Raw genomic sequence first — 25694 nt, forward strand, 5'->3', positions numbered from 1 at the left:
CACATGCTGCTGGCCGGTCTGCTTTTCGCCACGCTGGCGCACGCAACGGAGCCGGCGCTGGATGCGCAGCAGACCCAGGTGTTCCGCGCCTGGTTCGTGCGCATTGCCGAGGAGCAGCTGCGCCGCGGCCCGAACCCGCGCTGGTACCAGCAGGACTGCGCGGGGCTGGTGCGCTTCGCCGCCAACGAAGCGCTGAAGGTGCACGACGCCAAGTGGCTGCGCGCCAACGGCATGTCCAACCGCTACCTGCCGCCGGAGCTGCAGCTCAGCGACGAGCAGCGCAGCCTGGCGCAGACCTGGCAGCAGGGCGGCGGCAAGACCGGCCCCTACGTCAACGCGATCAAACTCATTCAGTACAACAGCCAGTTCGTCGGCCGCGACCTCAACCAGGCGCGCCCGGGCGACCTGATGTTCTTCGACCAGGGCGATGACCAGCATCTGATGATCTGGATGGGCCGCGACATCGCTTATCACACCGGCACTCGTACGGCGACCGACAACGGCATGCGTTCGGTCAGCCTGCAACAACTCATGACATGGAAGGACACCCGATGGATACCCGACGAATCCAATCCCAACTTTATCGGCGTCTATCGCTTGTCCTTCCTGACCCGATGAACGCGCTGCGCGGCGTTGCCGCTGCCCTGGCCTGCGTCGGTCTGTTCGCCGCCGCACCCGTACTCGTGCAGGCGGACGACGAGGTCCCGGCGAGCGGCTACACGCCCATGGCCGGCGAGTCGTTCTTCCTGCTCGCCGACTCGAGCTTCGCCTCCGACGAAGTGGCCAAGGTGCGCCTGGAAGCGCCGGGCCGCGACTACCGCCGTTATCGCATGGAGCCCTACGGCGGCGCGGACATCCGCGTCTACCGCATCGACCAGCCGCTGGACTTCCTCAAGCGCCAGAAGAACCTGCACCGGGTGCTGTCCGAAGGGCAGTTCAAGGGCGAAGGCCTGTCCAACACCCTGGCCTACCTGTGGGACAACTGGTACCGCAAGTCGCGTCGGGTGATGCAGCGGACCTTCTCCTACGAGTCGCGCCAGCAGGTCACCGCCGTGGTGCCCGAGCTGAAGATGGGCAACGCCATCGCCGCGCCGACGCCGTATGACGCGCAGCCGCAGTACGCGCCGATCCCGGGTCTGCCGATGGTCAGCCAGTTCCGCTACCCGCTGTGGGACGCCAAGCCTATCCAGCCGCCGAAGGACGTGACCCTGATGGGCTCCTCCAGCGAGTTCATCAACGTCGCCCCGGGCAACGTCTACGTGCCGCTGGGCAAGCTGAAACCCGGCCTCTATCTGGTCGAGGCGCTGGTCGGCAAATACCGTGCGACCACCGTGGTGTTCGTCTCCAACAGCGTCGCCGTGAGCAAGATCGCCGGCAATGAGCTGCTGGTCTGGACCGCCCGCAAGCATGAAGGCACGCCGGTGGGCGGCGCCAAGGTGCTGTGGACCGACGGTCTGGGCGTGATGAGCAGCGGTAGCAGCGATGCCGATGGCCTGCTGCGCCTGCAGCACGTCAGCCCCGAGCGTTCCTTCGTGATCGGCGAGGACGAGGAGGGCGGCGTCTTCGTCTCCGAGAACTTCTATTACGACAGCGAAATCTACGACACCAAGCTCTACGCCTTTACTGATCGCCCGCTGTACCGTCCGGGCGACTGGGTATCGCTGAAGATCGTCGGCCGCGAGTTCAAGAACTCCCGCGAATCGCAGTCGCCGCAGAGCGCGCCGTTGCGCCTGTCGGTGATCGACGCCGCCGGCACCACGCTGCAGACCCTCGACCTCAAGTACGACGCCAAGAGCGGCACCAACGGCCGCTTCCAGCTGCCGGCCAACGCCGTTGCCGGCGGCTACGAGCTGCGCTTCGACTACCGCGATCAGACCTACAGCAGCGCCTTCCGCGTTGCCGAATACATCAAGCCGCACTTCGAGATTTCCCTCGACCTCGCCAAGCCGGACTTCAAGACCGGCGAGCCGGTGAAGGGCAACCTGATCCTGCTCTACCCGGACGGCAAACCGGTGGCCAACGCCCGCCTGGAGCTGAGCCTGCGCGCCCAGCAGCTGTCCATGGTGGACAACGAGCTGCAGTACCTCGGCCAGTTCCCCGTGGAGCTGTCCAGCGCGCAGATCACCACCGATGACCAGGGCCGCGCCGCGCTGGAGCTGCCGGCGGCGGAGAAGCCCAGCCGCTACATGCTCACCGTGTTCGCCAGCGATGGCGCCGCGTACCGGGTGAAGACCAGCAAGGAAATCCTCATCGAGCGCGGCGCCGCGCGTTACCGCGTGAGCGCGCCGCAGCGCTTCAGCGCCGCCGGTGACAAGGTCGAATTCAGCTACGCCGCCGAGCAGCAGACGCAGATCCAGCCGACCGCCTACCGCTGGCTGCGCCTGGAAGACCGCAGCACTGGCGACGGCGCGGTGGCCGACGGCAAGTTCGCCATCACCTTCGACAAGCCCGGCACCTACAGCATCGAGCTGCGCGACAAGGCCGGCCAGTTGCTCGGCGGCACCGGCCACTCGGTCAGCGGCGACGGTGTGAAGGCCGTGCCGGGCACCGTGGAAATCGTCCTCGACAAGGCCGAGTACAAGGCCGGCGAGGAAGCCCTCGCGCTGATCACCTTCCCCGAGCCGGTGGACGACGCGCTGCTGTCGCTGGAGCGTGACAAGGTCGAGGCCACCGCGCTGCTGTCCAAAGGCGGCGACTGGCTGAAGCTGGAGAAGCTCAACCCAACCCAGTACCGTGCGCACATTCCGGTGAAGGCCGAGTTTTCGCCGAACCTGACCTTCTCCGTGCTCTACACCCGCAGCGGTGACTACAGCTTCCAGAACGCCGGGATCAAGGTCGCCGTGCCGCAGGTGGAGATCGCCGTCAGCACCGACAAGGAGCGCTACGAGCCGGGCGAGACGGTTACCGTCAACCTCGACACCGCGTACGCCGGCAAACCCGTCTCCAGCCACCTCACCGTGAGCGTGGTGGACGAGATGATCTACGCGCTGCAACCGGAGATCGCCCCGGGCATCGACCAGTTCTTCTACCACCCGCGCCGCAACAACGTGCGCACCAGTGCCAGCCTGTCGTTCATCAGCTACGACGTCGCGCTGCCGGGCACGCCCAGCGCCCCCGGCCGCGCCAACCGCAGCGAGCGTGGGGTGAAGGTGCTGGAGCGTCCGCGCCGCGAGGAAGTGGACACCGCTGCCTGGGAACCGGAGCTGGTCACCGATGCCAACGGCAAGGCCCAGTTCAAGTTCCGCATGCCGGACTCCCTGACCCGCTGGCGCATTACCGCCCGCGCCATGGATGACGAAGGTCAGGTGGGCCAGAAGAAACAGTTCATCCGTTCCGAGAAGCCGCTGTACCTGAAGTGGAGCGGGCCCAAACGCTTCCGCACCGGCGATGCGCCGGACCTGGGCCTGTTCGTCTTCAACCAGGGCGAACAGGACACCAAGGCCGAACTGCTGATCCGCGCCAACGGCGGGGAGAAAACCCAGGCGCTGGAGCTCAAGCGCGGCGTCAACTACATCGCCCTGCCGCAACAGCCGCTCAGCGATGGCGACTGGAGCGTGGAGCTGCGCCAGGACGGCCAGGTCCGCGACAGCCTCGGCGTGCACTTCAGCCTGGTGGCCGACAGCTGGCAGGTGCTGCAGTCCAAGCCATTGCAGGTGAATGCGCAGAACACTCCGCTGCAGCTGCCGGCGGATGCCCGTGACGTAAGCCTGCGCCTGGACGACAGCGCCCAGGCCCTGCTGCGCGGCAATCTCGATTCGCTGCTCGACTACCCCTGGGGCGGCGTCGAGCAGACCGCCAGCCAGCTGCTGCCGCTGAGCATCGCCTATCCGATGCTGGCGGGTGGCGAGCCGCGCGTGCGCGACCGTCTGCGCCTGATCATGCAGACCAGCCGCCTGCGCCTGGTACAGATGGCCGGCCCGGATGCCTACTTCACCTGGTGGGGCGGCGAAGACAACGATGCCTTCCTCACCGCGTACGCCTACTACGCCGACTGGTACGCCAGCCGTGCGCTGGAAATCCAGCTGCCGCCGGATCACTGGCAGCGCGTACTGGAGCTGTATTCGGCGCGCGCCAGCGCCACGCCGCTGCTGCAGCGCGCGCTGATCCTGGCCTTCGCCCGCGACATGCAACTGCCGGTGCAGACCCTGGTCAGCGGCCTGCTCAGTGACCTTGCGAACGCCGGTAACGGCGAGGCGGCGAAGTCCGTAAACGACTTCGACATCGACGACAGCCTGGTCATGGGCCTGCCGGATTCCGAGCTGGGGCTGGCCGTTGCCCGCGTGCTGACGGCCAGCCTGGCCGAACAGAGCAAGGTCGCGCTGCCGAAAGGTTTCGCCAAGCAGCTGGACGCCGCGCGCCTGAAGGTCAACACCAGCGAACAGCCCTTTGCCCGCGCCGTACAGCTGTACAGCGGCAGCGTGGACGCCAACCGCGCCCGCGAGCTGCTGCTGAGCCTGGCGCCGCAGCAGTCCACCGTCGAACGCGCCCTGGCCCTGGCCTGGATGCAGCGGGCCGTGGCCGCCGCTCCGGCCGCTGAGCTGCCCAAACCAGTGGCCGACTGGAAGGAAAACCAGAGCAAGACCGGCGAGGCCTTCTGGAAGTGGCAGGGCAGTGGCGTTCCGGCGCAGCTCGACCTGACTGCCGCGCCGTCGCGCCCGCTCAATGCCTCCGTCACCTTCCGCAGCGCCGAGGCGCCGGCCAGCCAGTTGCCGGTGACCATCAAGCGCCGCCTGCTGCGCCTGGTGCCGGGCGAAGACGCCTTTGCCTTCAGCGCCGAGGAACTGGGCGACAAGCCGCTGTCCAGCGACGAGCTGTACCTGGACGAGGTGACCCTGACCACCGAGCAGGCGCAAGCCCTGCGCTACGGCATGCTGGAAGTGCCGTTGCCGCCGGGCGCGGACGTCGAGCGCACCACCTGGGGCCTGCAGATCAGCGGCCTGGGCGGCGTCGAGGCGACCAGCCTGGAGCGCGCGCGCAACGAGCCGGGCGACCTGTTCTACGGCGTACCGGTGGACACCCTGGGCGGCGAGCTGCGCTTCCGTCACCTGGTCCGCTTCTCGCAGAAGGGCAATTTCGTGCTGCCGCCGGCGCGCTACCAGCGGCTCTACGCGCCGCAGGAACAGGCACTGGAGCAGCAGCCGGCCCTGGCGAAGATCAAGGTCCAGTAAATGCGTGCGCGTTTCGCCGGGCTGATCCTGCTGTTGCCGCTCTGCGCCTTGGGGGCGCCTGCTCTTGCACAAGAGCAGCCGGCGCAGCTGGCCTGGCGCACCGCGCAGGGCGACGAACTGCTGCGCCTCGGGCCGCAACAGGTGCTCGATCGCCAGCCACTGCCGGCTGACCTGCGTGCACCGCTGGGTAGCCTGTGGAAGTTGTTCGTCTACGCCTGGCTGAACGATACCGGCCAGCAGGAGCCGGCCTACCAGTGCCGTGGCGAGAGCAAGGAAGAGGTCTATTGCTGCACGGCCGGGCAGAGTATCGAACGCGATGCAGCGCTGGTGAAGTCCTGCGGCCTGTACTTCCAGCCGCAGCGCCTGGGCATCGACGGCGCGGTCTGGCAGCAGTACTGGCAGGCACGCCATGCGCCGGCCTGGGTTGCACGACTCGATCATCTGGCGCCGCAGACCGAAGTCCCGGTCGCCGAACTGCTCGATCAACTCCAGCACCTGCCGGCCCAGGAGCAGGCGCAGAAAGTGCTGCTGGATGTCAGCCTTGCCGCCGACGACGGCCGCGCCCCGGCCGCGCTGGGTGGCCGCCTGCGGGTGAAGACCTGGAGCTGGGACGAGGGCGGCGAGCGTGAAGGCGGCTTTGCCGGTTGGCTGGTGGACGGCACGCCGCTGTGGGCGCGTGGGCCGGGCACCAGCAAGACGGTGCTGGCGAAGTACGGCACTGCCATTGGCGCTGCACTGCCGGCGCCTTGGCCCCGCGATCCGGGGCGTTGCGTGGAGGTCAGCCTGTTCACCCGTTATCCGCTGAAAGAGCTCTACGACGCACGTAACCAGCCTGCCGCCGAAGGTCTGCTGGCAGGACCACAGAAGGTCCTTTTCGCTAACGGTGTTCGGCTCGACGTGAACAGCCATGGCGACCTGTTCCTCGAGCGCGGCGCCCAGGGCCCGCGCCTGACCGCACGCCTGTCCCGCGAGGAATACGTCGCCCGCGTGCTCGACCGCGAGGCTTCCGCCACTCCAGCGGAGGCGGCCAAGGCGCTGGCGGTGACCATCCGTACCTACCTGCTGCAGAACGGCGCGCCACGCGGCGACTGCCTGAGCATCGATGACAGCAGCCAGCGCCAGCGCGTCGCGCCGCGCCCGGCCAGCGAAGCCGCACGGGAAGTCGCCGCGTGGACGGCGGACCTGGTGCTGGCGGGTGGCACCGTCACCTATCACTCTGACGAGGCGGGGCAGTCCAAGCTGTCCTGGCGCGATGCCCGGGAGCAGGCCGCCAAGGGCCTGCGCTACGACGCCATCCTCGCCCGCGCCTTCCCGCGCACCAGCCTCAGCCGCTGGAGCAACCCGACCGCCGCTTGCCAACCCCTGCCGGATGCCGAGCGCTGGCTTCAGGCGCAGCGCCGCAGCTGGCGCCCGCGCCTGGAAGGCGAGCCGGGTTACGAAGAGTTGCAGTCCTTCGCCGTGTGCCGCCTGAGCAGCGGCCGACCCTACGTCGATCGCGAACGCCAGCGCATCTTCGTGCGCGGCCTGTACTCCCAGCAGGACCGGCTCGACCTGGCTCATGAATACCTGCACCTGGCTTTCCAGGCGCACCCCAATGGACAAGACGAGGGCTACGTGGAAAGCCTGGCCCGTCGCCTGATACTGGAATGATCGTCATGAAACTCGCCCACGCGCTCCGCCTGTCCCTGCTCGCCAGCCTGATTCCATGGGGTGCGCAGGCTGCCGAATCCTCGATCCATTTCGATACGCCGGTGGGCGGCTGGCGTGCGGGCGACGGCGACAAGGCCGACTTCCGGCAGACGGTGAACTACCCGGCTTCGTCGGTGAGTACCCGCGCGGACCAGGCCGAGACGGCGCGCATCCGTGGCGAAATCCGTTCGCTGCCCAAGGACAACAAGGACCCGGCGCGGCTGGTCGTGAACGGCGTGGCCATGCCGCTGAAGGTCGATGACAACGGCGGTTTCGACCGGCCCTTTGCCTTCCCGGCGGGCACCAACAGCGTGGAGGTGATTTCTCCGGACGGCCAGCAGCGCAAGCACGTGCAGTTCTACCACGGCGGTGGCGGTGGCGAGGTGCCGGCCAAGCTGCGGGTGCTGCTGTCCTGGGATTCGGACAACACCGACCTCGACCTGCACCTGGTGACCCCGGATGGCGGGCACGTCTGGTACGGCAACCGCTCGCTGTCCAACGGCGCGGCTCAGGACGTCGACGTGACCACCGGCTACGGCCCGGAAATCATCGCCAGCCCGACCCCGCTCAAGGGCCAGTACCTGGTCTATGTGAACTACTACGGCGGCGGCTGGAGCGAGGACGACAGCTCCGGCGACGTGAACGCGGCCAAGCCGCTGACCACGGCGCAGGTGACCATCGTCACGGAGGAGGGGACGGTGAACGAGAAGCAGGAGTCCTTCCTGATTCCCATGCGCCAGCCGGGCGAGCTGACGTTGGTGAAGCGATTCAGTTATCCGTAAGGGCCGGAGATTTTCGTAGGGCGTACAACCGTTCGCGGTTGTACGCCGTTTCGCCATGTCTACCGGCGGCTCCGGGGCAGGTTCGGAGCGCCCGAATGCCTCGGTTAAGCGGCGTATAACGTCGAACGTTATACGCCCTACGTTCGAGTCAGGCCTTCTGATCGGCCTGCCACGCGTCGATCACTTCCTGCGCGGCGCGGAAGGCATCGATGGCCGCCGGGACCCCGGCATAGACGGCGCAGTGCAGCAGCGCTTCGCGAATCTCTTCCACCGTGCAGCCGTTGTTCAGCGCACCGCGTACGTGGCCTTTGAGCTCCTGCGGGCACTTGAGCGCGGTCAGGGCGGCCAGAGTGATCAGGCTGCGGGTCTTGCGCGGCAGGCCGTCGCGGTTCCATACGCCGCCCCAGGCGTGTTCGTTGACGAAGTCCTGCAGCGGCTGGGTGAATTCGGTGGCATTGCCCAGGGCGCGGTCGACGAAGGAGTCGCCCATCACTTCGCGGCGAACCTGCTCGCCGGCCTTGCGGTTGTCGGTGCTCATCCCTACTCCTAGTCGAGGCTTTCCAGGCGCACGGGCGCTGTGCCGGTGCGCAACATGTTGAGTTGTTCGGCAGCGGCGCGCGACAGGTCGATGATGCGCCCGCGGCCGAAAGGCCCACGGTCGTTGATCCGCACCACGACGCTACGGCCGTTGTTCAGGTTGGTGACTTTCACCCGGGTGCCGAAGGGCAGGGTGCGATGTGCAGCGGTCAGGGCGTTCAGGTTGAAGCGTTCGCCGCTGGCGGTGCGCTTGCCGTGGTGCGCCTTGCCGTAATAGGAGGCGGTGCCCTCGGCGCGGTAGCCGCGGCCGGAGACGCCCGAGTCGCGGTCGTACGACGTAGTGCTACAGCCGGCCATCAGGGCCAGGCCGGCAAGAAGGAAGAGAGTAGGGAGTGAACGCCACATAAAGGAGCTTCCAGGGGACGATTTACCCGGTGCTGATGGGGTTCCAAGCTGACATGCCTGTCGCAGCACCGAGTTTTCCAATCCGGCCATCCTTGGCCGGTCGTTCGCCGGGCCAACGCGGACGTTGGCACTCTTCTGGAAAGAAGGGGCGGTTACCCTTCGAGCTTCTTCTTCAGCAGTTCGTTCACTTGTGCCGGGTTGGCCTTACCCTTGGCGGCCTTCATGGCCTGGCCGACGAAGAAGCCGAACATCTTGCCGCGCTTGGCTTCGTCGCTGGCGCGGTACTGTTCGACCTGCTCGGCGTTGGCTGCCAGCATGTCGTCCAGCAGCTTCTCGACGGCGCCGGAGTCGGTGTTCTGCACCAGGTCCTTGGCCTTGATGATCTCGTCGGGCGAGCCTTCACCTTCAGCCATGGCGGCGAACACGGTCTTCGCGGCCTTGCCGTTGATGGTGCCGTCCTTCAGGCGCAGGATCATCTCGCCCAGGTGCTGGGCGGAAACCGGCGACTGCTCGATTTCCAGGCCGTCCTTGTTCAGCAGACTGGACAGTTCGCCCATGACCCAGTTGGCGGCGAGCTTGGCGTCGCCACAGGTGGTCTGGACCTTTTCGAAGTAGTCGGCCATCTCGCGGCTGGCGGACAGCACGCTGGCGTCGTAGGCGGACAGGCCGTACTGGCTCTCGAAGCGCTCGCGCTTCTGGTCCGGCAGTTCCGGCAGCTGGGTGCGCAGTTCATCGAGGAAGCTGCGCTCGATCACCACCGGCAGCAGGTCCGGGCAGGGGAAGTAGCGGTAGTCGTTGGCTTCTTCCTTGCTGCGCATGGAGCGCGTTTCGTCCTTGTTCGGGTCGTACAGGCGGGTTTCCTGGACGACCTTGCCGCCGTCCTCGATCAGGTCGATCTGGCGCTGCACTTCGTGGTTGATCGCCTTCTCGATGAAGCGGAAGGAGTTCACGTTCTTGATCTCGGCACGGGTGCCGAACTCGGCCTGGCCCTTCGGGCGCACCGAGACGTTGCAGTCGCAACGCAGCGAGCCTTCGGCCATGTTGCCGTCGCAGATGCCCAGGTAGCGCACCAGCGCGTGGATGGCCTTGACGTAGGCCACGGCTTCCTTGGCGCTGCGGATGTCCGGCTCGGAGACGATCTCCAGCAGTGGCGTGCCCGCGCGGTTCAGGTCGATGCCGCTCATGCCGTGGAAGTCTTCGTGCAGGCTCTTGCCGGCGTCCTCTTCCAGGTGCGCACGGGTGATGCCGACGCGCTTGACGGTGCCGTCTTCCAGGGTGATGTCCAAGAACCCCTTGCCGACGATGGGATGGTCCATCTGGCTGGTCTGGTAGCCCTTGGGCAGGTCCGGGTAGAAGTAGTTCTTCCGGGCAAAGACGTTGCGCTCGGCGATTTCGGCGTTGATCGCCAGGCCGAACTGGCAGGCCATACGCACGGCTTCCTGGTTCAGCACCGGCAGAGTCCCGGGCATGGCCAGGTCGATCAGGCTGGCCTGGGTGTTCGGCTCGGCGCCGAAGGTGGTGGCGCTACCGGAGAAGATCTTCGATTGGGTGGAGAGCTGTGCGTGGATTTCCAGCCCGATTACTGTTTCCCATTGCATATCGTAATCCTTCCTCAGAACCCGGCCGGTGCTTGTTTGTGCCAGTCGCTGACCAGTTGGTACTGGTGCGCGACGTTGAGCAGGCGGCCTTCCTGGAAGTACGGCGCGAGCAGCTGGACACCCACCGGCAGGCCGTCGACGAAGCCGGCGGGCATGGACAGGCCCGGAATGCCGGCGAGGTTGGCGGTGATGGTGTAGATGTCTTCCAGGTACTGGGCGACCGGGTCGTTGTTCTTCTCGCCCAGTTTCCAGGCCGGGTTCGGCGTGGTCGGGCCGAGGATCACGTCGACTTCGGCGAAGGCGCTGACGAAATCGTTCTTGATCAGGCGACGAATTTTCTGAGCCTTCAGGTAGTAAGCGTCGTAGTAGCCTGCGGAAAGCGCGTAGGTGCCGACCATGATGCGGCGCTTCACTTCAGCGCCGAAACCTTCGGCGCGGGAGCGCTTGTACAGGTCCTGCAGGTCCTTCGGGTCCTCGCAGCGGTAGCCGTAGCGAACGCCGTCGAAGCGCGACAGGTTGGAGCTGGCTTCTGCGGGCGCGATCACATAATAGGCAGGGATCGCGTGCTGCATGTTCGGCAGGGAGATCTCCTTGACCACCGCGCCGAGCTGCTTGAGCTGCTCGACCACCTTCATCACCGCGTCGGCGATGCGGCTGTCCAGGCCGGCGCCGAAGTACTCCTTCGGCAGGCCGATGCGCAGGCCGGTCAGCGGCTTGGCCAGGGCAGCCAGGTAGTCGTCCACCGGCTGGTCGACGCTGGTGGAGTCCTTCGGATCGAAGCCGGCCATGGCGCCGAGCATCAGCGCGCAGTCCTCGGCGGTGCGGGCCAGCGGGCCGCCCTGGTCGAGGCTGGAGGCGTAGGCGATCATGCCCCAGCGCGATACACGACCGTAGGTCGGCTTGATGCCGGTGAGGTTGGTCAGCGCGGCCGGCTGGCGGATCGAGCCGCCGGTGTCGGTGCCGGTGGCGGCCGGGATCAGGCGCGCGGCCACGGCGGCGGCGGAGCCACCGGAGGAACCGCCCGGTACGCGGGAGGTGTCCCAGGGGTTCTTCACCGGGCCGTAGTGGCTGGATTCGTTGGCCGAGCCCATGGCGAACTCGTCCATGTTCAGCTTGCCTAGGCTCACGGTGCCGGCATTGGCCAGGCGCTCGACGACGGTGGCGTCGTAGGGCGAGACGAAGGCGTCGAGGATCTTCGAGCCGCAGCTGGTGCGCACGCCCTGGGTGCAGAACAGGTCCTTGTGGGCGATCGGCGCGCCGAGCAGGGCACCGGCCTCGCCTTTGGCGCGCCGCTCGTCGGCCGCCTTGGCCTGGGCCAGGGCGCTTTCGGGGGTGACGGTGATGAAGCTGTTCAGCTGCGGGTCGAGCTGCTGGATGCGCGCGAGCAGGGCAGTGGCCAGTTCCTGGGCGGAGAATTGCTTGTCGGCGAGTCCGCGAGCGACTTCGGCGAGGGTCAATTGATGCAGCATATGTCCGTGTCCTTAGCGCTTACTCGATGACTTTCGGGACGAGGTAAAGGCCGTCTTCCACGGCCGGCGCGATGGCCTGGTAGGCGTCGCGGCGGTTCTCCTCGGTGACTGCGTCGGCGCGCAGGCGCTGCGTGGCTTCCAGCGGGTGGGCCAGGGGCTCCACGCCGTCGGTGTCTACCGCCTGCATGGCGTCGATCAGGCCGAGGATGTTGTTCAGGGTGTCGGTGGTACGCGAAATGTCGGCTTCCTCCAGGCCCAGGCGGGCGAGGTGGGCGATCTTTTCCACGTCGGAGCGTTCAAGCGCCATCGGGGTCTCCAGCTAGAGCGGCCCGGTTCGAACTGGACCTGGCCGGAAGGAATTTGAGGGGCAGGGAACAGAACCCGCGGCAGACGGTCGAAGGCCGCTGGGACGGGCCTGCAGGTCCGAAAAACGAGGAATCTAGCATAAATTGCCGCCTTGCCCAAAAACCCCGTCATTGTTAGAGTTTGCCGCACTTTTTTACCCGCGCATTTTTCACCCACGCTCCACCTACGGGTTTCTTTCCAATGTTCAAAAAACTGCGTGGCATGTTTTCCAGTGATCTGTCGATCGACCTGGGCACTGCCAATACCCTTATTTATGTGCGCGAGCGCGGCATCGTCCTGAACGAACCGTCCGTGGTCGCCATTCGTAGCCACGGCAGCCAGAAGAGCGTGGTAGCGGTCGGTACCGAAGCCAAGCGCATGCTCGGCCGTACCCCGGGCAACATTGCCGCCATTCGTCCGATGAAGGACGGCGTGATCGCCGACTTCAGCGTCTGCGAGAAGATGCTGCAGTACTTCATCAACAAGGTTCACGAGAACAGCTTCCTGCAGCCCAGCCCGCGCGTGCTGATCTGCGTGCCGTGCAAGTCCACCCAGGTGGAGCGCCGCGCCATCCGTGAATCGGCCTTGGGCGCCGGTGCACGCGAGGTGTACCTGATCGAAGAACCGATGGCCGCGGCCATCGGCGCCGGCCTGCCGGTGGAAGAGGCCCGTGGTTCCATGGTCGTCGACATCGGCGGCGGCACCACCGAGATCGCCCTGATCTCCCTCAACGGCGTGGTCTATGCCGAATCCGTCCGTGTCGGCGGCGACCGCTTCGACGAAGCCATCGTCACCTACGTGCGCCGCAACTACGGCAGCCTGATCGGCGAATCCACCGCCGAGCGCATCAAGCAGGAAATCGGCACCGCCTTCCCGGGCGGCGAAGTCCGCGAAGTGGACGTCCGTGGCCGCAACCTGGCCGAAGGCGTACCGCGCAGCTTCACCCTGAACTCCAACGAAGTGCTCGAAGCGCTGCAGGAATCCCTGGCGACCATCGTCCAGGCGGTCAAGAGCGCGCTGGAGCAGTCCCCGCCGGAACTGGCTTCCGACATCGCCGAGCGCGGCCTGGTGCTGACCGGTGGTGGCGCGCTGCTGCGCGACCTGGACAAGCTGCTGGCCCAGGAAACCGGCCTGCCGGTTATCGTCGCCGAAGACCCGCTGACCTGCGTCGCCCGTGGCGGCGGCAAGGCGCTGGAAATGATGGACCGTCATTCGATGGACCTGCTTTCCACCGAATAAGGTGGGGAGTCCTGTAGCGGTCGGTTGACGTTTCGCCCAAGCGGGTGAAACTTCAACCGACCTTGCACAGCTAGGAGCCGGTCATCAAACCGATATTCTCCAAAGGGCCCTCGCTGGGCGCGCGCCTACTGGTGCTCGTCGTCCTGTCGGTCGCCTTGATGGTGGTCGATGCCCGCTTCGATTATCTGAAACCGGTACGCAGCCAGATGGGCCTCGTGCTGAGTCCCTTCTATGGCATCGCCGACTTCCCTGTTCGTGCCTGGGAAGGCGTGCGCGACCAGTTCACCAGCCGCAGCGAATTGCTGGCCGAGAACGAGCGCCTGAAGGCCGAGCAGCTGCTGATGCAGCGCCGCCTGCAGAAGCTAGCCACCCTCACCGAACAGAACGTGCGCCTGCGCGAGCTGCTCAACTCTTCCGCCCTGGTCGACGACAAGGTGCTGGTGGGCGAGCTGATCGGCGTCGACCCGAACCCCTTCACCCAGCGCATCCTGATCGACAAGGGCGAGAAGGACGGCGTGTTCCAGGGCCAGCCGGTGCTCGACGCCAGCGGTCTGATGGGCCAGGTGGTCGAGGTGATGCCTTACACCGCGCGCGTGCTGCTGCTGACCGATACCACCCACAGCATTCCGGTGCAGGTGAACCGCAATGGCCTGCGCGCCATCGCCGTGGGCACTGGCAACCCGGAGCGCCTGGAGCTGCGCTACGTCGCCGATACGGCTGACATCAAGGAAGGCGACCTGCTGGTCAGTTCCGGTCTTGGCCAGCGCTTCCCGGCTGGCTACCCGGTGGCCACCGTCAAGGAAGTGCTCCACGACACTGGCGGGCCCTTTGCCACCATCCGTGCCGTACCTACCGCCAAGATGAACCGCAGCCGTTACGTGCTGCTGGTGTTCACCGACAGCCGTACGCCCGAACAGCGCGCCACCGATGCCGCCGAAGCCCAGGCCGAGGCCGACCGCAAGGCCGCCGAGTCCGCAGCACTTGCCCAGCCGGGAGCCGCCGCTCCGGCGCAGGATGCTGCTCATCCTGTCGCTCCGGCGGCCACAGCCGCCCAGCCGGTACATCCGGCGGGTACTAATGGCACTGCGCCGGCAGCCCCGGTTGCGGCTCACCCCGAAGCAAGGAATCGCCGCTGATGGCCACCCAAGGCTCGCGAAACGGCTGGGCGATCTGGCTCAGCCTGCTCCTGGCGCTGCTGCTCTCGGTCGCGCCCATGCCCAGCTTCATGGAAATCGGCCGCCCGCTCTGGCTGGCGATGTTCCTGACCTACTGGGTGCTCTACCTGCCGCACAAGGTCGGCATGTTCAGCGCCTGGGTGCTGGGGCTCGCCGAAGACGTGCTGTACGGCACGCTGCTGGGACAGAACGCGCTGATCCTCAGCCTGATCATTTTCCTGGTGCTGTCGCTGCACCAGCGTCTGCGGATGTTCCCCATCTGGCAGCAATGCCTGGTGCTGCTGGTGGTGTTCGGCCTGGCGCAACTGGTCCAGCTATGGATCAGCGCACTGACCGGCAATCGTCCGCCGACCCTGGTGTTCCTGCTGCCGGCGCTGGTCAGTGGCCTGCTCTGGCCGTGGGTCTATACGCTGCTCCGGGCCCTGCGCCTGCGCCTGAACATCAACTGAGGCCCCGCTGCGGGGCGTTTCGTCGGGGCTGGCGCCAGTCGCGCCGGCCCGGCTTCGGGAGTCTCTGATGTCCCAGTTGTACCTCGCTTCCAGCTCGCCGCGCCGCCGTGAGCTGCTGACCCAGATCGGCCTGCCGTTCCATATCGTGCCCGCTTCCATCGACGAGACGCCGCAAGCCGGCGAGTCCGCCCTTGCCTATGTCGAGCGCCTGGCGCGGGAGAAGGCGTTGGCGGGGCTGCATTTCCTGGCTCAGCGGGCCGACGTCTGCGTGCTGGGGGCTGACACTGCCGTCGTGCTCGACGGGCGCATCCTCGGCAAGCCGGCCGATCGCGCCGAGGCGCTGGCCATGCTGCAGGCGCTGTCCGGCCGCGAGCACGAGGTGCTGACCGCGGTGGCCGTGGCCAACCGGGACCGCTGCGAGGCGAAGGTGGTGGGCAGCCGCGTGACTTTCCGTAGCGTTACGATGGAAGAGGCCGAGCGCTACTGGGACACTGGCGAGCCGCATGACAAGGCCGGTGGCTATGCTATCCAGGGGCTCGCGGCGGTCTTCGTCAGCCGCGTGGAGGGCAGCTACAGCGCCGTGGTCGGCCTGCCCCTGTGCGAAACTGCGGCATTGCTGGCTGACTTCTCCATCCCTTGCTGGCAGTCTTGATCACGAAGTAGCGCTGCACGACTCCGGGCGCGATAAGGAAGGGCGCATGAGCGAAGAGATCCTGATCAATATCACGCCGATGGAATCGCGCGTGGCGGTGGTGGAGAACGGCGTCCTGCAGGAGGTCCATGTCGAGCGCACGCTGCGCCGCGGGATCGTCGGCAACATCTACAAGGGCAAGGTCGTGCGCGTGCTGCCGGGCATGCAGGCGGCCTTCGTCGACATCGGCCTCGAGCGCGCGGCCTTCATTCACGCGGCGGAGATCTCCACCCGCGAAGGCAGCGCCGTGGAGAGCATCAGCGCGCTGGTTCACGAGGGCCAGAGCCTGGTGGTGCAGGTCACCAAGGACCCCATCGGTACCAAGGGCGCACGCCTGACCACACACCTGTCGATCCCGTCGCGTTACCTGGTCTACATGCCGCGTACCAGCCATGTCGGCATTTCCCTGAAGATCGAGGACGAAGTTGAGCGCGAACGCCTCAAGCAGGTGGTGGCCAAGTGCGTCGCGGCCGAAGGCATCGTCGAACAGGGCGGTTTCATCCTGCGCACCGCCGCCGAGGGCGCGGGGGAGGACGAAATCCTTGCCGATATCCGCTACCTGCGCCGCTTGTGGGACCAGATCGCCGCACAGATCCAGACCGTCGGTGCGCCGACCCTGATCTACGAGGACCTGTCCCTGGCCCTGCGCACCCTGCGCGACCTGGTCAATCCGCGAATCGAGAAGATCCGCGTCGATTCCCGGGAGAACTTTCAGAAAATCACGCAGTTCGTCGAAGAACTGATGCCGGAAATCGCTGACCGCCTGGAGCACTACCCCGGCGAGCGGCCGATCTTCGACCTCTACGGGGTCGAGGACGAGGTGCAGAAGGCGCTGGAGCGCAAGGTGCTGCTCAAGTCCGGCGGCTACCTGATCATCGACCCGACCGAGGCGATGACCACCATCGATGTGAACACCGGTGCCTTCGTCGGCCATCGCAACCTCGAAGAAACCATCTTCAAGACCAATCTCGAGGCGGCCACCGCCATCGCCCGCCAGCTGCGCCTGCGCAACCTGGGCGGGATCATCATCATCGACTTCATCGACATGGAAGACGAGGAGCACCGCCGCCAGGTCCTGCGGACCCTGGAGAAGCAGCTCGAACGCGACCATGCCAAGACCAACATCATCGGCATCACCGAGCTGGGCCTGGTGCAGATGACCCGCAAGCGTACCCGTGAAAGCCTGGTGCAGGTGCTCTGCGAGCCCTGCCCGAGCTGCCAGGGGCGCGGCATGCTGAAGACCGCCGAAACCATCTGCTACGAGATCTTCCGCGAAATCCTTCGCGAGGCCCGCGCGTACCAGGCCGATTCCTACCTGGTGCTGGCCAACCAGAAGGTGGTCGATCGCCTGCTCGACGAGGAGTCGGGCAACGTCGCCGATCTGGAAGTCTTCATCGGCCGCACCATCAAGTTCCAGGTAGAGGCCATGTACTCTCAGGAACAGTACGACGTTGTCCTGCTTTGAGAGGCAGGTCCCAACGTTTCAGAATGCCGCTCTGGAACGGGCGGTTGCGGAGCTTTCGTTGACGCACACTGTCAGACGGGGTTCGCTACTGCATGGCTGGGAGCCAGCACGATGACCGTTTTACCTTCTGCCAAGAGCGCCTGACCGGATGGGGCGCCTGTTCACTGCGTCACTGCGCGTGTTCCTGGGTCTGCTGGCCCTGGGGCTGGTTCTGCTCGCGCTTTACGTCAGCCTGGGGCGGCAACTGGTGCCGCTGGTGGCCGAGTACCGTGACGATCTGGCGCAGAAGGCCAGTGCACAGCTCGGCCTGCCGGTAACCATCGGTGGGCTCGAAGGCCACTGGCAGGACTTCGGTCCGGTCATCGTGGTCCGCGATATCCAGTTGGGCGCTGGCAACGATGCGCTGCGCCTGGAGCGCGTGCACCTGACGCCGGACCTCTTCGGCAGCCTGATGGCGCGCCAGCCGCGCGTCGAAAGCCTGGAGCTGGAGGGCTTGCAGCTCACCCTGCGGGAAGACGAGCAGGGCCAGTGGCATGCCGAGGGGTTGCCCAGCCACGGCGACACCGACCCGCGCAAGCTGATCGACCTGTTGCTGGCGCCGCGTCGCCTGTCACTGATGGACAGCCAACTGACGCTGCTGCCGCAAGGCGCGCAGCCCTTGTCGCTGAGTTATGTCGGTATGACCCTGCATAGCGGCAGCAGTCAGCATCTCGACGCGCGCCTGACGCTGCCGGGCGGCGAGCCGGTCGCGGCCCGTCTGGACGCTCGCCTGAATCGCGACGATTGGCGGCAGAGCACGGCGCAGGCCTACCTGAGTCTGCCGCAGACGAATTGGTCGAAGTGGCTGCCCGAGCGCCTGACTGGTGCCTGGAAGCTCTCCGAGTTCAAGGCCGGCGGCGAGTTCTGGGCAACCCTCGAGAAGGGCGTGCCGGTGTCGGGCGTCGCGCGCCTCAATGCGCCGTCGATCAAGGCTCGGCTGGGCGAGCAGAAGCCGGTCAGTGTGAGTGACCTGGGCCTGAGCCTGTATTTCCAGCGCAATGGCGAGGACTTCGACGTGCGCGTCGCTGACCTTGCGGCCAACCTGGGCGATACCCGCTGGGGCGAGGTGGAACTGTCGCTGACGCGGCGGATGAAGGGCGAGGAGCACTGGCAACTGCAGGCCGATCGCCTTGAGCTGACCCCGCTGGGTCCGATGATCACCGCCCTGGCGCCTCTGCCGGATGCCGCCATCACCTGGCTGCAGGGCCTGAAGCCGCGTGGCGTGCTGCACAACGTCAATTTCGACTACTGGCCGCAGCGGACCGGCGCCGAGCGCGTGGCCTACGCCGCCAACCTGGAAAAGGTCGGCGTCAGCGCTTTCCATGACGTGCCTGCGGTTGCCAACGTTGACGGTACATTCAGCGGGAATCTCGAAGGCGGCCAGCTGGATGCCAATGCCCAGGACTTCATGCTGCACCTGGCGACCCTGTTCCCCGAACCCTGGCATTACCGTACCGCCCATGCCCGGCTGTTCTTCCAGCTGAACGACGAGGCCTTCACCCTCGGCAGCCATCTGATGAAGGTCGAGGGCGAGGAGGGCACCCTTGCCGGCGACATGCTGATCCGCCTGATGCGCGATCCGGCGCTGGAAGACTACATGGACCTGCGCGTCGGCATGAGCAATGGCGATGCGCGCTTCACCAGCAAGTATCTGCCCACGGTCATCCCGCAGATGAGCAAGGACCTCGCCGCCTGGCTCAAGGGCTCGATCAAGAGTGGACGCATCGAGCAGGGCTACTTCCTCTGGCAGGGCTCGCTGCAGAAGGGCGCGGCGCCCGAAGCACATGCGATGAGCCTGTATTTCAAGGTCCACGACGGCGTGCTCGACTACCAGCCGGGTTGGCCGGGGCTGAGCAAGGCCGAGGGCGAAGTGCGGGTGGAGGACAGCGGCGTGAGCATCACCGCGCGTTCCGGCCAGATCCTGCAAAGTCAGGTGCGCGACGTGTCGGTAGAGATTCCCCACGTACCGAGCGGCGAGGTTTCCCACCTGTACGTCGACGGCGATATCGACAGCAGCCTCGGCGACGGCCTGAAGATCCTCCAGGACTCGCCCATCGGCGCTCAGCACACCTTCGAGGGCTGGACCGGCGACGGCAAGCTGGCCGGCCACCTCAAGCTGGATATCCCACTGGCCAAGGAACAGGCCCGGCAGGCGCGGGTCATTGTCGACTTCGCCGCCGACTCCGCGCGGTTGAAGATCGCCAAGCCCGAGCTCAATCTCGAGCAGCTCAAGGGCAAGTTCCGCTACGACACCGACACTGGCTTGAGCGCGCAGAATGTCTCGGCTCAGGCCCTGGGAACCCGGATCACCGGCAGCATCCGCGCTGAAGGGCGCAATGGCGATCCGCGCACCCGGGTACTGGTGGGTGGGCAGGTGCCGGTGAAGGCGCTGCTGGACTGGGGCAAGGTGCAAAAGCAGTTGCCAGTCGACGGCCGCGTGCCGTTCCAGCTCAATCTCCTGCTGGCGGGCAAGGACAGCCTGTTGCAGGTCGCCTCCAATCTGCAGGGGGTGGCCATCGACCTGCCGGCGCCGTTGGGCAAGTCGGCCGCCGAGACCCGCGAAAGCGAGTGGCGCATGACCCTCGACGGCGCCGAGCGACGTTACTGGGCGACCTACGGTGACCGCGCCAGCCTGGCCTATGCCGCGCCGGCGGACAAGCCGCTCGCCGGACGGGGCGTATTGCGCCTGGGCGGCGATCCGGCGGTACTGCCGAACTGGAATGGCGTGCAGGTGCGCGGCCGCATCGATGAAGTGGATGCCGATGCCTGGCAGGCAGTCGCCAGGAAGTACGCCAACACCGGAGTCGAAGGAGCATCCGGCCTGCTGCGCGGCGCTGATCTGCAGATCGGGCGCTTCAAGGGCTTCGGCCAGAGCCTGGATAATCTCGGTGTTGATCTTTCGCGGGCCGATAGCAGCTGGCAGCTGGGGCTGGCCAGCTCGCTGGTGTCCGGCAAGATCATCCTGCCCGATGGCGGTAGCCGGCCGATCCAGGTCCAGCTCGATCGCATCGATCTGCCCAAGGGCGAGGCCATCGACTCGCCCGGTGCGGTGGAAGCACCCGATCCCATGGCCAACATTGACCCACGCTCGCTGCCGGCGATGGACGTATCGATCCGCCAGGTCAGCAAGGCCGGCAAGCCGGTCGGCGCCTGGAGCTTCAACCTGCGGCCGACGCCCACCGGCACCAGTTTCAACAATGTGGCGCTCGACCTGCGCGGCCTGGCGCTCAAGGGCACGCTGCGCTGGGACGGCGCGGCCGGTTCATCGCGCAGCAGCTTCGATGGGCGCCTGGATGGCAAGAACCTCGCCGATGTGCTCAAGGCCTGGGACTTTGCACCCAGCGTCACCAGCGAGCGCTTCCGCGTCGACATCAACGGCAACTGGCCGGGATCGCCGGCAGCGCTGAATCTGCGGCGCTTCGGCGGCAGCATCGATGCCAGCCTGCGCAAGGGCCAGTTCGTCGAAGTGGAGGGCGGTGCCAACGCCCTGCGGGTGTTCGGCCTGCTCAACTTCAACGCCATCAACCGTCGCCTGCGCCTGGACTTCTCCGACCTGCTGGGCAAGGGCCTGAGCTATGACCGGGTGAAGGGCGTGCTCACGGCCACCGATGGCGTCTACTTCACCCGCGAGCCGCTGCGCCTGGACGGTCCGTCGAGCAACCTGGAGTTGAACGGTACGCTGGACCTGGCCCACGACCAGATCGACGCCAAGTTGCTGGTGACCTTGCCGGTGACCAACAACCTGCCGTTGGCGGCCCTGATCGTCGGTGCTCCCGCCGTGGGCGGCGCGCTGTTCGTGGTGGACAAGCTGCTGGGCGACAAGGTATCGCGCTTCGCCAGTGTGCAGTACAGCGTGAAAGGTCCGTGGCAGAGTCCTGCCATCACCTTCGAGAAGCCCTTCGAAAAACCTCACTGAGCAGAGTGCCTGGGCTTCGGTTAGCATGAACCCAGTACTCAGCCGGAGCTCACAATGTCCATCGCTGTCATCCAGATGGTCAGCCAGGACGACGTCCTGGCCAATCTCGCCGCCGCTCGTCGCCTGCTCGAACAGGCCGCCCGTGATGGCGCGCGCCTTGCCGTCCTGCCGGAAAACTTCGCCGCCATGGGCCGTCGCGATCTCGCCGATCTCGGCCGCGCCGAGGCGCAAGGGCATGGCCCGATCCTGCCCTGGTTGAAAAGCACCGCCCGCGACCTCAGGTTGTGGATAGTCGGCGGAACCCTGCCGTTGCCGCCGGCCGGCCAGCCGGAGGCCAAGGCCAACGCCTGTTCGCTGCTGATCGACGACCAGGGCGAGGTAGTGGCGCGCTACGACAAGTTGCATCTGTTCGACGTGGACGTCGCCGACGCCCGTGGCCGCTATCGCGAGTCGGATGACTACGCCTTCGGCCAGCGTGTGGTGGTGGCCGACACGCCGGTCGGGCGCCTGGGACTGACGGTCTGCTACGACCTGCGCTTTCCCGAGCTCTACACCGCGCTGCGCGAGGCCGGCGCGGAACTGATCAGCGCACCGGCGGCCTTCACCGCGGTGACCGGCGCGGCGCACTGGGAAGTGCTGATCCGCGCCCGCGCCATCGAAACCCAGTGCTACCTGCTGGCGGCCGGACAGGGCGGCACCCACCCCAAAGGTCGGGAAACCTGGGGACAATCGGCGATTGTCGATCCCTGGGGGCGTATCCTGGCCGAACAGGCCAAGGGCGAGGCCGTGCTGCTGGCCGAGCGCGACAGCGAGGAACAGGCGGCGGTCCGGCAGCGTATGCCGATTGCCCGGCACAGACGATTTTTCCCGCCGGTCGAACCGCGACCGGCGCGTACGGAGTAGATATGAGCGAACTGTTGTCATCCGTCAGTCAGCACCTGCTGGCCCCAGGTGGTCTGGACATCGAGCGGCTGTCGCCGGTGCTGCATGAACTCAGTGGCCCGGGCATCGATGCGGCCGACCTGTACTTCCAGAGCCAGGTTTCCGAGTCCTGGATGCTCGAAGACGGCATCGTCAAGGAAGGCAGCTTCCACATGGACCAGGGCGTCGGTGTGCGTGCACAGTCCGGCGAGAAGACCGGCTTCGCCTACAGCAACGCGATCACCCACGAAGCGCTGATCCAGGCCGCCCGCGCCGCACGCTCGATTTCCCGCTCCGGGCAGAACGGCAAGGTGCAGGCGTTCAGCGCCGTGGTGCCGCAGCGCCTGTATGCCGGCGAGAATCCGCTGGACGTGCTCAGCCGCGCGGAAAAGGTGGAGCTGCTGCAGAAGATCGACGTCGCCACCCGTGCCCTCGATCCGCGCATCCAGCAGGTTACCGTCAGCCTCGCCGGCGTCTGGGACCAGGTGCTGGTCGCCGCGGCGGACGGCTCGCTGGCGGCGGACATCCGTCCGCTGGTGCGCTTCAACGTCAGCGTCATCGTTGAACAGAACGGCCGTCGCGAGCGCGGCGGTCACGGCGGCGGCGGTCGCACCGATTACAGATACTTCCTCCAGGAAGACCGCGCCATGAGCTACGCCCGCGAGGCGCTGCGTCAGGCCCTGGTCAACCTCGAGGCGGTGTCTGCGCCAGCCGGCAGCCTGCCGGTGGTGATGGGCGCCGGTTGGTCGGGCGTACTGCTGCACGAGGCGGTGGGCCACGGCCTGGAAGGCGACTTCAACCGCAAGGGCAGCTCGGCCTACAGCGGCCGCATGGGCGAGAAGGTCGCTTCCAGCCTGTGCACCATTGTGGACGACGGCACCCTGGCCGGGCGTCGTGGCTCGCTGTCGGTGGATGACGAGGGTACGCCGACCCACTGCAACGTGCTGATCGAGAACGGCATCCTCAAGAGCTACATGCAGGACAAGCTCAATGCCCGCCTGATGGGCGTGGCGCGCACCGGCAACGGTCGCCGCGAGTCCTATGCGCACCTGCCGATGCCGCGCATGACCAACACCTACATGCTGGCCGGGCAGAGCGAGCCGGAAGAGATCATCGCCAGCGTCGAGCGCGGCATCTACTGCGCCAACCTCGGCGGCGGCCAGGTGGACATCACCAGCGGCAAGTTCGTCTTCGCCACCAGCGAGGCCTACCTGATCGAGAACGGCAAGATCACCCGCCCGGTGAAGGGCGCGACCCTGATCGGCAATGGTCCGGAAGTGATGAGCCGGGTGTCCATGGTCGGTAACGACCTGGCGCTGGACAGCGGCGTGGGCACCTGCGGCAAGGACGGCCAGTCCGTGCCGGTCGGTGTCGGTCAGCCGACCCTGAAGATCGACGCGATCACCGTCGGCGGCACGGGCGCCTGAGGCCGTTGCCGGTGGCGCTGGGAGGGAGGAGCGCGGCCGCTCAGCGCAGGCCGCGTTTGATCTCGTCCAGTTCGCGGATGTACTTGAAGATCTTCCGCGCCGCTGCCGGAGGCTTGTTGTGAGCGGCCTCGTGCTGGGCGTGGCGGATCAGTTGGAGCAGGTGCTGGCGGTCGCTTTCCGGGTATTCGCCGAAGAACGCGGACAGCGCCGCGTCGCCGCCGCTGATCAGGTGGTCGCGCCAGCGCTCCAGGGCGTGGAAGCGTTCGTTGTACTGGCGGGTGGAGCTGTCTACCTGATCCAGCACGGCGACGATGGCGTCGATGTCCTGGTCGCGCATCAGCTTGCCAATGAACTGCCGGTGGCGCTTCTTGGCGGCATTGGCCTTGTGCTTGGGTGCTTCGTCCAGTGCGCGGCGCAGCGGATCGGTGAGCGGCATGCGGTCCAGCAGGTCGGGCTTGAGCGTCGTCAGGCGCTCGCCGAGGTCCTGCAGGGCATGCAGCTCGCGTTTGACTTGCGACTTGCTCTTCTCGTCGAAGAGGGAGTCGTCATCGTGAATTTCAGCCATGGCGGGGGTCTCGTTGAAAACGCCGCCATGATAACGAGTCGAGGGCCGCTTGTCCGGCCCGAGCAGGCCGCCGAAGCCCAATAGGGTGTAGCGGCTGGCATATGAACAGGAGAGGCACGTAATGAGCGAACACAACCCGGCGGTCAGCCCGGACGTCCTTCCCGAGCTGCGCGAGCAGGTCGAGCGGATCATCGCCGAGGCTTCCCGGCAGGGCGCCAGCGCCTGCGAGGTGGCGGTTTCGGTGGAGCAGGGATTGTCCACTTCGGTACGCCAGGGCGAGGTGGAAACCGTCGAGTTCAACCGCGATCAGGGGTTTGGCATCACCCTGTACGTGGGCCAGCGCAAGGGTTCGGCCAGTACCTCGGCCACCGGTGCCGACGCCATTCGCGAAACCGTGGCGGCGGCGCTGGCCATCGCCAGGCACGCCTCCGAGGACGATTGCGCCGGGCTCGCCGATCCGGCGCTGATGGCCCGGGATCTGCCGGACCTGGATCTCTATCATGCCTGGTCGATCACCCCGGACCAGGCGGTGGAGCGCGCGCTGGCCTGCGAGGCGGCAGCGTTCGCCGCGGATGCGCGGGTGACCAAGGCCGACGGCACCACGGTGAACACTCACCAGGGCTGCCGGGTCTACGGCAACAGCCATGGCTTCATCGGCGGCTACGCCAGCACCCGGCACAGCCTGAGCTGCGTGATGATCGCCGAAGGCCAGGGCCAGATGCAGCGGGATTACTGGTATGACGTGAACCGTCGTGGCGATCTACTGGCAAGCTCCGAGTCGATCGGCCGCCGTGCCGCTGAACGCGCCGCCAGCCGCCTGGGCGCACGGCCGGTGGATACCGCCGAGGTTCCGGTGCTGTTCGCGCCGGAAGTGGCGGTGGGGCTGTTCGGCCATTTCCTGTCGGCGATTTCTGGCGGCAGCCTGTACCGCAAGTCGTCTTTCCTCGAAGGCACCCTGGGGCAGCGCCTGTTCCCCGAGTGGCTGACCCTCGATGAGCGTCCGCTGCTGGCCGGCGCGCTGGGCAGTGCGTCATTCGATAACGACGGCCTGGCCACCTATGCCAAGCCCTTCGTCGAAGGTGGCGATCTGGTCTCCTATATCCTCGGTACCTATTCCGGCCGCAAGCTGGGCATGCCGAGCACCGCGAATGCCGGTGGCGTGCACAACCTGTTCGTCAGTCATGGCGACGAGGACCAGGCGGCGCTGATCCGTCGCATGGGGCGCGGGCTGCTGGTGACGGAGCTGATGGGGCAGGGCGTGAACCTGGTGACCGGCGATTACTCCCGTGGCGCCGGCGGCTATTGGGTGGAGAATGGCGAGATCCAGTTCCCGGTACAGGAAGTCACCATTGCGGCCAACCTGCGCGATCTGTTCCGCAACATCGTGGCCATTGGCAATGACGTGGAATTCCGCGGCAACCTGCACACCGGCTCGGTGCTGGTGGAGCGCATGACCGTCGCTGGCAACTGATATCGCTGCCCATGAAAAAGCCCGCCATCTGGCGGGCTTTTTCATGGAGAGTCATTCGCTGGCGTTCACTCGCCTTCGTCGAAGTAGTTATTGATCAGCTCGCCCAGTGCGTTCAGCGCCTCGGTGTCCTGCTCGCCTTCCGCGGCAATATGCAGGTTGGTGCCTTTGCCGGCGGCCAGCATCATCACCGCCATGATGCTCTTGCCGTCGACGGTGCTTTCCGGGTTGCGCCCTACGCGAATCTGGCAGGGGTAACGTCCCGCCACGCCGACGAATTTGGCCGCCGCACGGGCGTGCAGACCAAGCTTGTTGATGATGGTGATTTCGAGGGCGGGCATCGCGA

Annotated in this window: 20 protein-coding genes; 13 read left to right on the forward strand and 7 right to left on the reverse strand. The window is 66.5% G+C overall.

Features of this window, described 5'->3' with window-relative positions; all coding sequences use genetic code 11:
• Positions 1-3 precede the first annotated feature (3 nt).
• From ACNFBT_RS18760 to ACNFBT_RS18775, 4 genes are read left to right on the forward strand one after another with little or no spacing between them, the layout of a single operon-like run.
• Positions 4-618 (forward strand): DUF1175 domain-containing protein, encoded by a 615-nt coding sequence (locus tag ACNFBT_RS18760; protein ID WP_416752193.1) that lies wholly within the window; start codon positions 4-6, stop codon positions 616-618.
• Positions 615-5168 (forward strand): alpha-2-macroglobulin family protein, encoded by a 4554-nt coding sequence (locus ACNFBT_RS18765; RefSeq protein WP_416751876.1) that lies wholly within the window; start codon positions 615-617, stop codon positions 5166-5168. Before ACNFBT_RS18760 ends, ACNFBT_RS18765 begins: the two co-directional genes overlap by 4 nt.
• Entirely contained in the window at positions 5169-6818 is a 1650-nt protein-coding gene (locus ACNFBT_RS18770; protein ID WP_416751878.1) for a DUF2300 domain-containing protein, read from the forward strand.
• Positions 6819-6823: 5 nt separating this feature from the next.
• Positions 6824-7639, forward strand: coding sequence for a YfaP family protein (locus tag ACNFBT_RS18775; protein ID WP_416751879.1), 816 nt, complete (start codon positions 6824-6826; stop codon positions 7637-7639).
• Between the two features lie 148 nt (positions 7640-7787).
• On the opposite strand, the gene ACNFBT_RS18780 is transcribed toward ACNFBT_RS18775, so the two are convergent.
• From ACNFBT_RS18780 to gatC, 5 genes are all read right to left on the reverse strand, one after another.
• Positions 7788-8177 carry a carboxymuconolactone decarboxylase family protein gene (locus tag ACNFBT_RS18780; protein WP_416751881.1) on the reverse strand — a complete coding sequence of 130 codons (390 nt, stop codon included), beginning with the start codon at positions 8175-8177 and terminating at the stop codon, positions 7788-7790.
• A gap of 8 nt (positions 8178-8185) precedes the next feature.
• Entirely contained in the window at positions 8186-8581 is a 396-nt protein-coding gene (locus ACNFBT_RS18785) for a septal ring lytic transglycosylase RlpA family protein (protein ID WP_416751883.1), read from the reverse strand.
• A 152-nt stretch (positions 8582-8733) separates the two neighbouring features.
• Entirely contained in the window at positions 8734-10179 is a 1446-nt protein-coding gene (gene gatB / locus ACNFBT_RS18790; protein ID WP_416751885.1) for an Asp-tRNA(Asn)/Glu-tRNA(Gln) amidotransferase subunit GatB, read from the reverse strand.
• A gap of 14 nt (positions 10180-10193) precedes the next feature.
• Complete coding sequence (gene gatA / locus ACNFBT_RS18795; protein WP_416751887.1) at positions 10194-11648, reverse strand: Asp-tRNA(Asn)/Glu-tRNA(Gln) amidotransferase subunit GatA; 1455 nt, start codon at positions 11646-11648, stop codon at positions 10194-10196.
• A gap of 19 nt (positions 11649-11667) precedes the next feature.
• Positions 11668-11955 carry an Asp-tRNA(Asn)/Glu-tRNA(Gln) amidotransferase subunit GatC gene (gene gatC / locus ACNFBT_RS18800; protein ID WP_331318075.1) on the reverse strand — a complete coding sequence of 96 codons (288 nt, stop codon included), beginning with the start codon at positions 11953-11955 and terminating at the stop codon, positions 11668-11670.
• Between the two features lie 239 nt (positions 11956-12194).
• Between gatC and mreB the strand changes: the two genes are divergently transcribed.
• The 8 genes from mreB (at position 12195) to tldD (ending at position 23315) form a co-directional block, all read left to right on the forward strand.
• The gene (gene mreB / locus ACNFBT_RS18805; protein ID WP_017518164.1) at positions 12195-13232 is read left to right on the forward strand and encodes a rod shape-determining protein MreB; all 1038 of its coding nucleotides are present in this window, start codon (positions 12195-12197) and stop codon (positions 13230-13232) included.
• A 92-nt stretch (positions 13233-13324) separates the two neighbouring features.
• Positions 13325-14368, forward strand: a complete 1044-nt coding sequence (gene mreC, locus ACNFBT_RS18810; RefSeq protein WP_416752195.1) for a rod shape-determining protein MreC — start codon at positions 13325-13327, stop codon at positions 14366-14368.
• A complete protein-coding gene (gene mreD / locus ACNFBT_RS18815) occupies positions 14368-14856 on the forward strand; it encodes a rod shape-determining protein MreD (RefSeq protein WP_416751890.1) in 489 nt (162 codons plus the stop codon). The genes mreC and mreD overlap by 1 nt, the downstream gene beginning before the upstream one ends.
• Before the next feature lie 67 nt (positions 14857-14923).
• Positions 14924-15508, forward strand: coding sequence for a Maf family protein (locus ACNFBT_RS18820; RefSeq protein WP_416751892.1), 585 nt, complete (start codon positions 14924-14926; stop codon positions 15506-15508).
• Between the two features lie 46 nt (positions 15509-15554).
• The gene (gene rng, locus ACNFBT_RS18825) at positions 15555-17012 is read left to right on the forward strand and encodes a ribonuclease G (RefSeq protein ID WP_275610342.1); all 1458 of its coding nucleotides are present in this window, start codon (positions 15555-15557) and stop codon (positions 17010-17012) included.
• A 148-nt stretch (positions 17013-17160) separates the two neighbouring features.
• Positions 17161-20967 (forward strand): YhdP family protein, encoded by a 3807-nt coding sequence (locus ACNFBT_RS18830; RefSeq protein ID WP_416751894.1) that lies wholly within the window; start codon positions 17161-17163, stop codon positions 20965-20967.
• 54 nt (positions 20968-21021) lie between these two features.
• Complete coding sequence (locus ACNFBT_RS18835) at positions 21022-21870, forward strand: carbon-nitrogen hydrolase family protein (RefSeq protein WP_416751896.1); 849 nt, start codon at positions 21022-21024, stop codon at positions 21868-21870.
• Between the two features lie 2 nt (positions 21871-21872).
• A complete protein-coding gene (gene tldD, locus ACNFBT_RS18840; protein ID WP_416751898.1) occupies positions 21873-23315 on the forward strand; it encodes a metalloprotease TldD in 1443 nt (480 codons plus the stop codon).
• A gap of 40 nt (positions 23316-23355) precedes the next feature.
• Here tldD and yjgA read toward each other — a convergent pair whose 3' ends face one another.
• A complete protein-coding gene (gene yjgA, locus ACNFBT_RS18845) occupies positions 23356-23880 on the reverse strand; it encodes a ribosome biogenesis factor YjgA (RefSeq protein ID WP_416751899.1) in 525 nt (174 codons plus the stop codon).
• Positions 23881-24001: 121 nt separating this feature from the next.
• On the opposite strand from yjgA, the gene pmbA reads away from it, so the two are divergent.
• Entirely contained in the window at positions 24002-25351 is a 1350-nt protein-coding gene (gene pmbA / locus ACNFBT_RS18850; RefSeq protein WP_416751900.1) for a metalloprotease PmbA, read from the forward strand.
• A gap of 65 nt (positions 25352-25416) precedes the next feature.
• On the opposite strand, the gene ACNFBT_RS18855 is transcribed toward pmbA, so the two are convergent.
• Positions 25417-25689, reverse strand: a complete 273-nt coding sequence (locus ACNFBT_RS18855; protein WP_416751901.1) for an HPr family phosphocarrier protein — start codon at positions 25687-25689, stop codon at positions 25417-25419.
• Positions 25690-25694: the final 5 nt, after the last annotated feature.

This window comes from Pseudomonas sp. NY15181 (assembly GCF_048068055.1).
Lineage (GTDB): Bacteria > Pseudomonadota > Gammaproteobacteria > Pseudomonadales > Pseudomonadaceae > Pseudomonas.

Coding starts and splice junctions, on each gene's coding strand:
- ACNFBT_RS18775 (WP_416751879.1), top strand. CDS start 6,824: ATGAAACTCGCCCACGCGCTCCGCCTGTCCCTGCTCGCCAGCCTGATT.
- ACNFBT_RS18770 (WP_416751878.1), top strand. CDS start 5,169: ATGCGTGCGCGTTTCGCCGGGCTGATCCTGCTGTTGCCGCTCTGCGCC.
- rng (WP_275610342.1), top strand. CDS start 15,555: ATGAGCGAAGAGATCCTGATCAATATCACGCCGATGGAATCGCGCGTG.
- tldD (WP_416751898.1), top strand. CDS start 21,873: ATGAGCGAACTGTTGTCATCCGTCAGTCAGCACCTGCTGGCCCCAGGT.
- ACNFBT_RS18835 (WP_416751896.1), top strand. CDS start 21,022: ATGTCCATCGCTGTCATCCAGATGGTCAGCCAGGACGACGTCCTGGCC.
- ACNFBT_RS18765 (WP_416751876.1), top strand. CDS start 615: ATGAACGCGCTGCGCGGCGTTGCCGCTGCCCTGGCCTGCGTCGGTCTG.
- mreB (WP_017518164.1), top strand. CDS start 12,195: ATGTTCAAAAAACTGCGTGGCATGTTTTCCAGTGATCTGTCGATCGAC.
- yjgA (WP_416751899.1), bottom strand. CDS start 23,880: ATGGCTGAAATTCACGATGACGACTCCCTCTTCGACGAGAAGAGCAAG.
- gatB (WP_416751885.1), bottom strand. CDS start 10,179: ATGCAATGGGAAACAGTAATCGGGCTGGAAATCCACGCACAGCTCTCC.
- gatA (WP_416751887.1), bottom strand. CDS start 11,648: ATGCTGCATCAATTGACCCTCGCCGAAGTCGCTCGCGGACTCGCCGAC.
- ACNFBT_RS18830 (WP_416751894.1), top strand. CDS start 17,161: ATGGGGCGCCTGTTCACTGCGTCACTGCGCGTGTTCCTGGGTCTGCTG.
- ACNFBT_RS18760 (WP_416752193.1), top strand. CDS start 4: ATGCTGCTGGCCGGTCTGCTTTTCGCCACGCTGGCGCACGCAACGGAG.
- pmbA (WP_416751900.1), top strand. CDS start 24,002: ATGAGCGAACACAACCCGGCGGTCAGCCCGGACGTCCTTCCCGAGCTG.
- gatC (WP_331318075.1), bottom strand. CDS start 11,955: ATGGCGCTTGAACGCTCCGACGTGGAAAAGATCGCCCACCTCGCCCGC.
- ACNFBT_RS18820 (WP_416751892.1), top strand. CDS start 14,924: ATGTCCCAGTTGTACCTCGCTTCCAGCTCGCCGCGCCGCCGTGAGCTG.
- ACNFBT_RS18855 (WP_416751901.1), bottom strand. CDS start 25,689: ATGCCCGCCCTCGAAATCACCATCATCAACAAGCTTGGTCTGCACGCC.
- ACNFBT_RS18780 (WP_416751881.1), bottom strand. CDS start 8,177: ATGAGCACCGACAACCGCAAGGCCGGCGAGCAGGTTCGCCGCGAAGTG.
- ACNFBT_RS18785 (WP_416751883.1), bottom strand. CDS start 8,581: ATGTGGCGTTCACTCCCTACTCTCTTCCTTCTTGCCGGCCTGGCCCTG.
- mreD (WP_416751890.1), top strand. CDS start 14,368: ATGGCCACCCAAGGCTCGCGAAACGGCTGGGCGATCTGGCTCAGCCTG.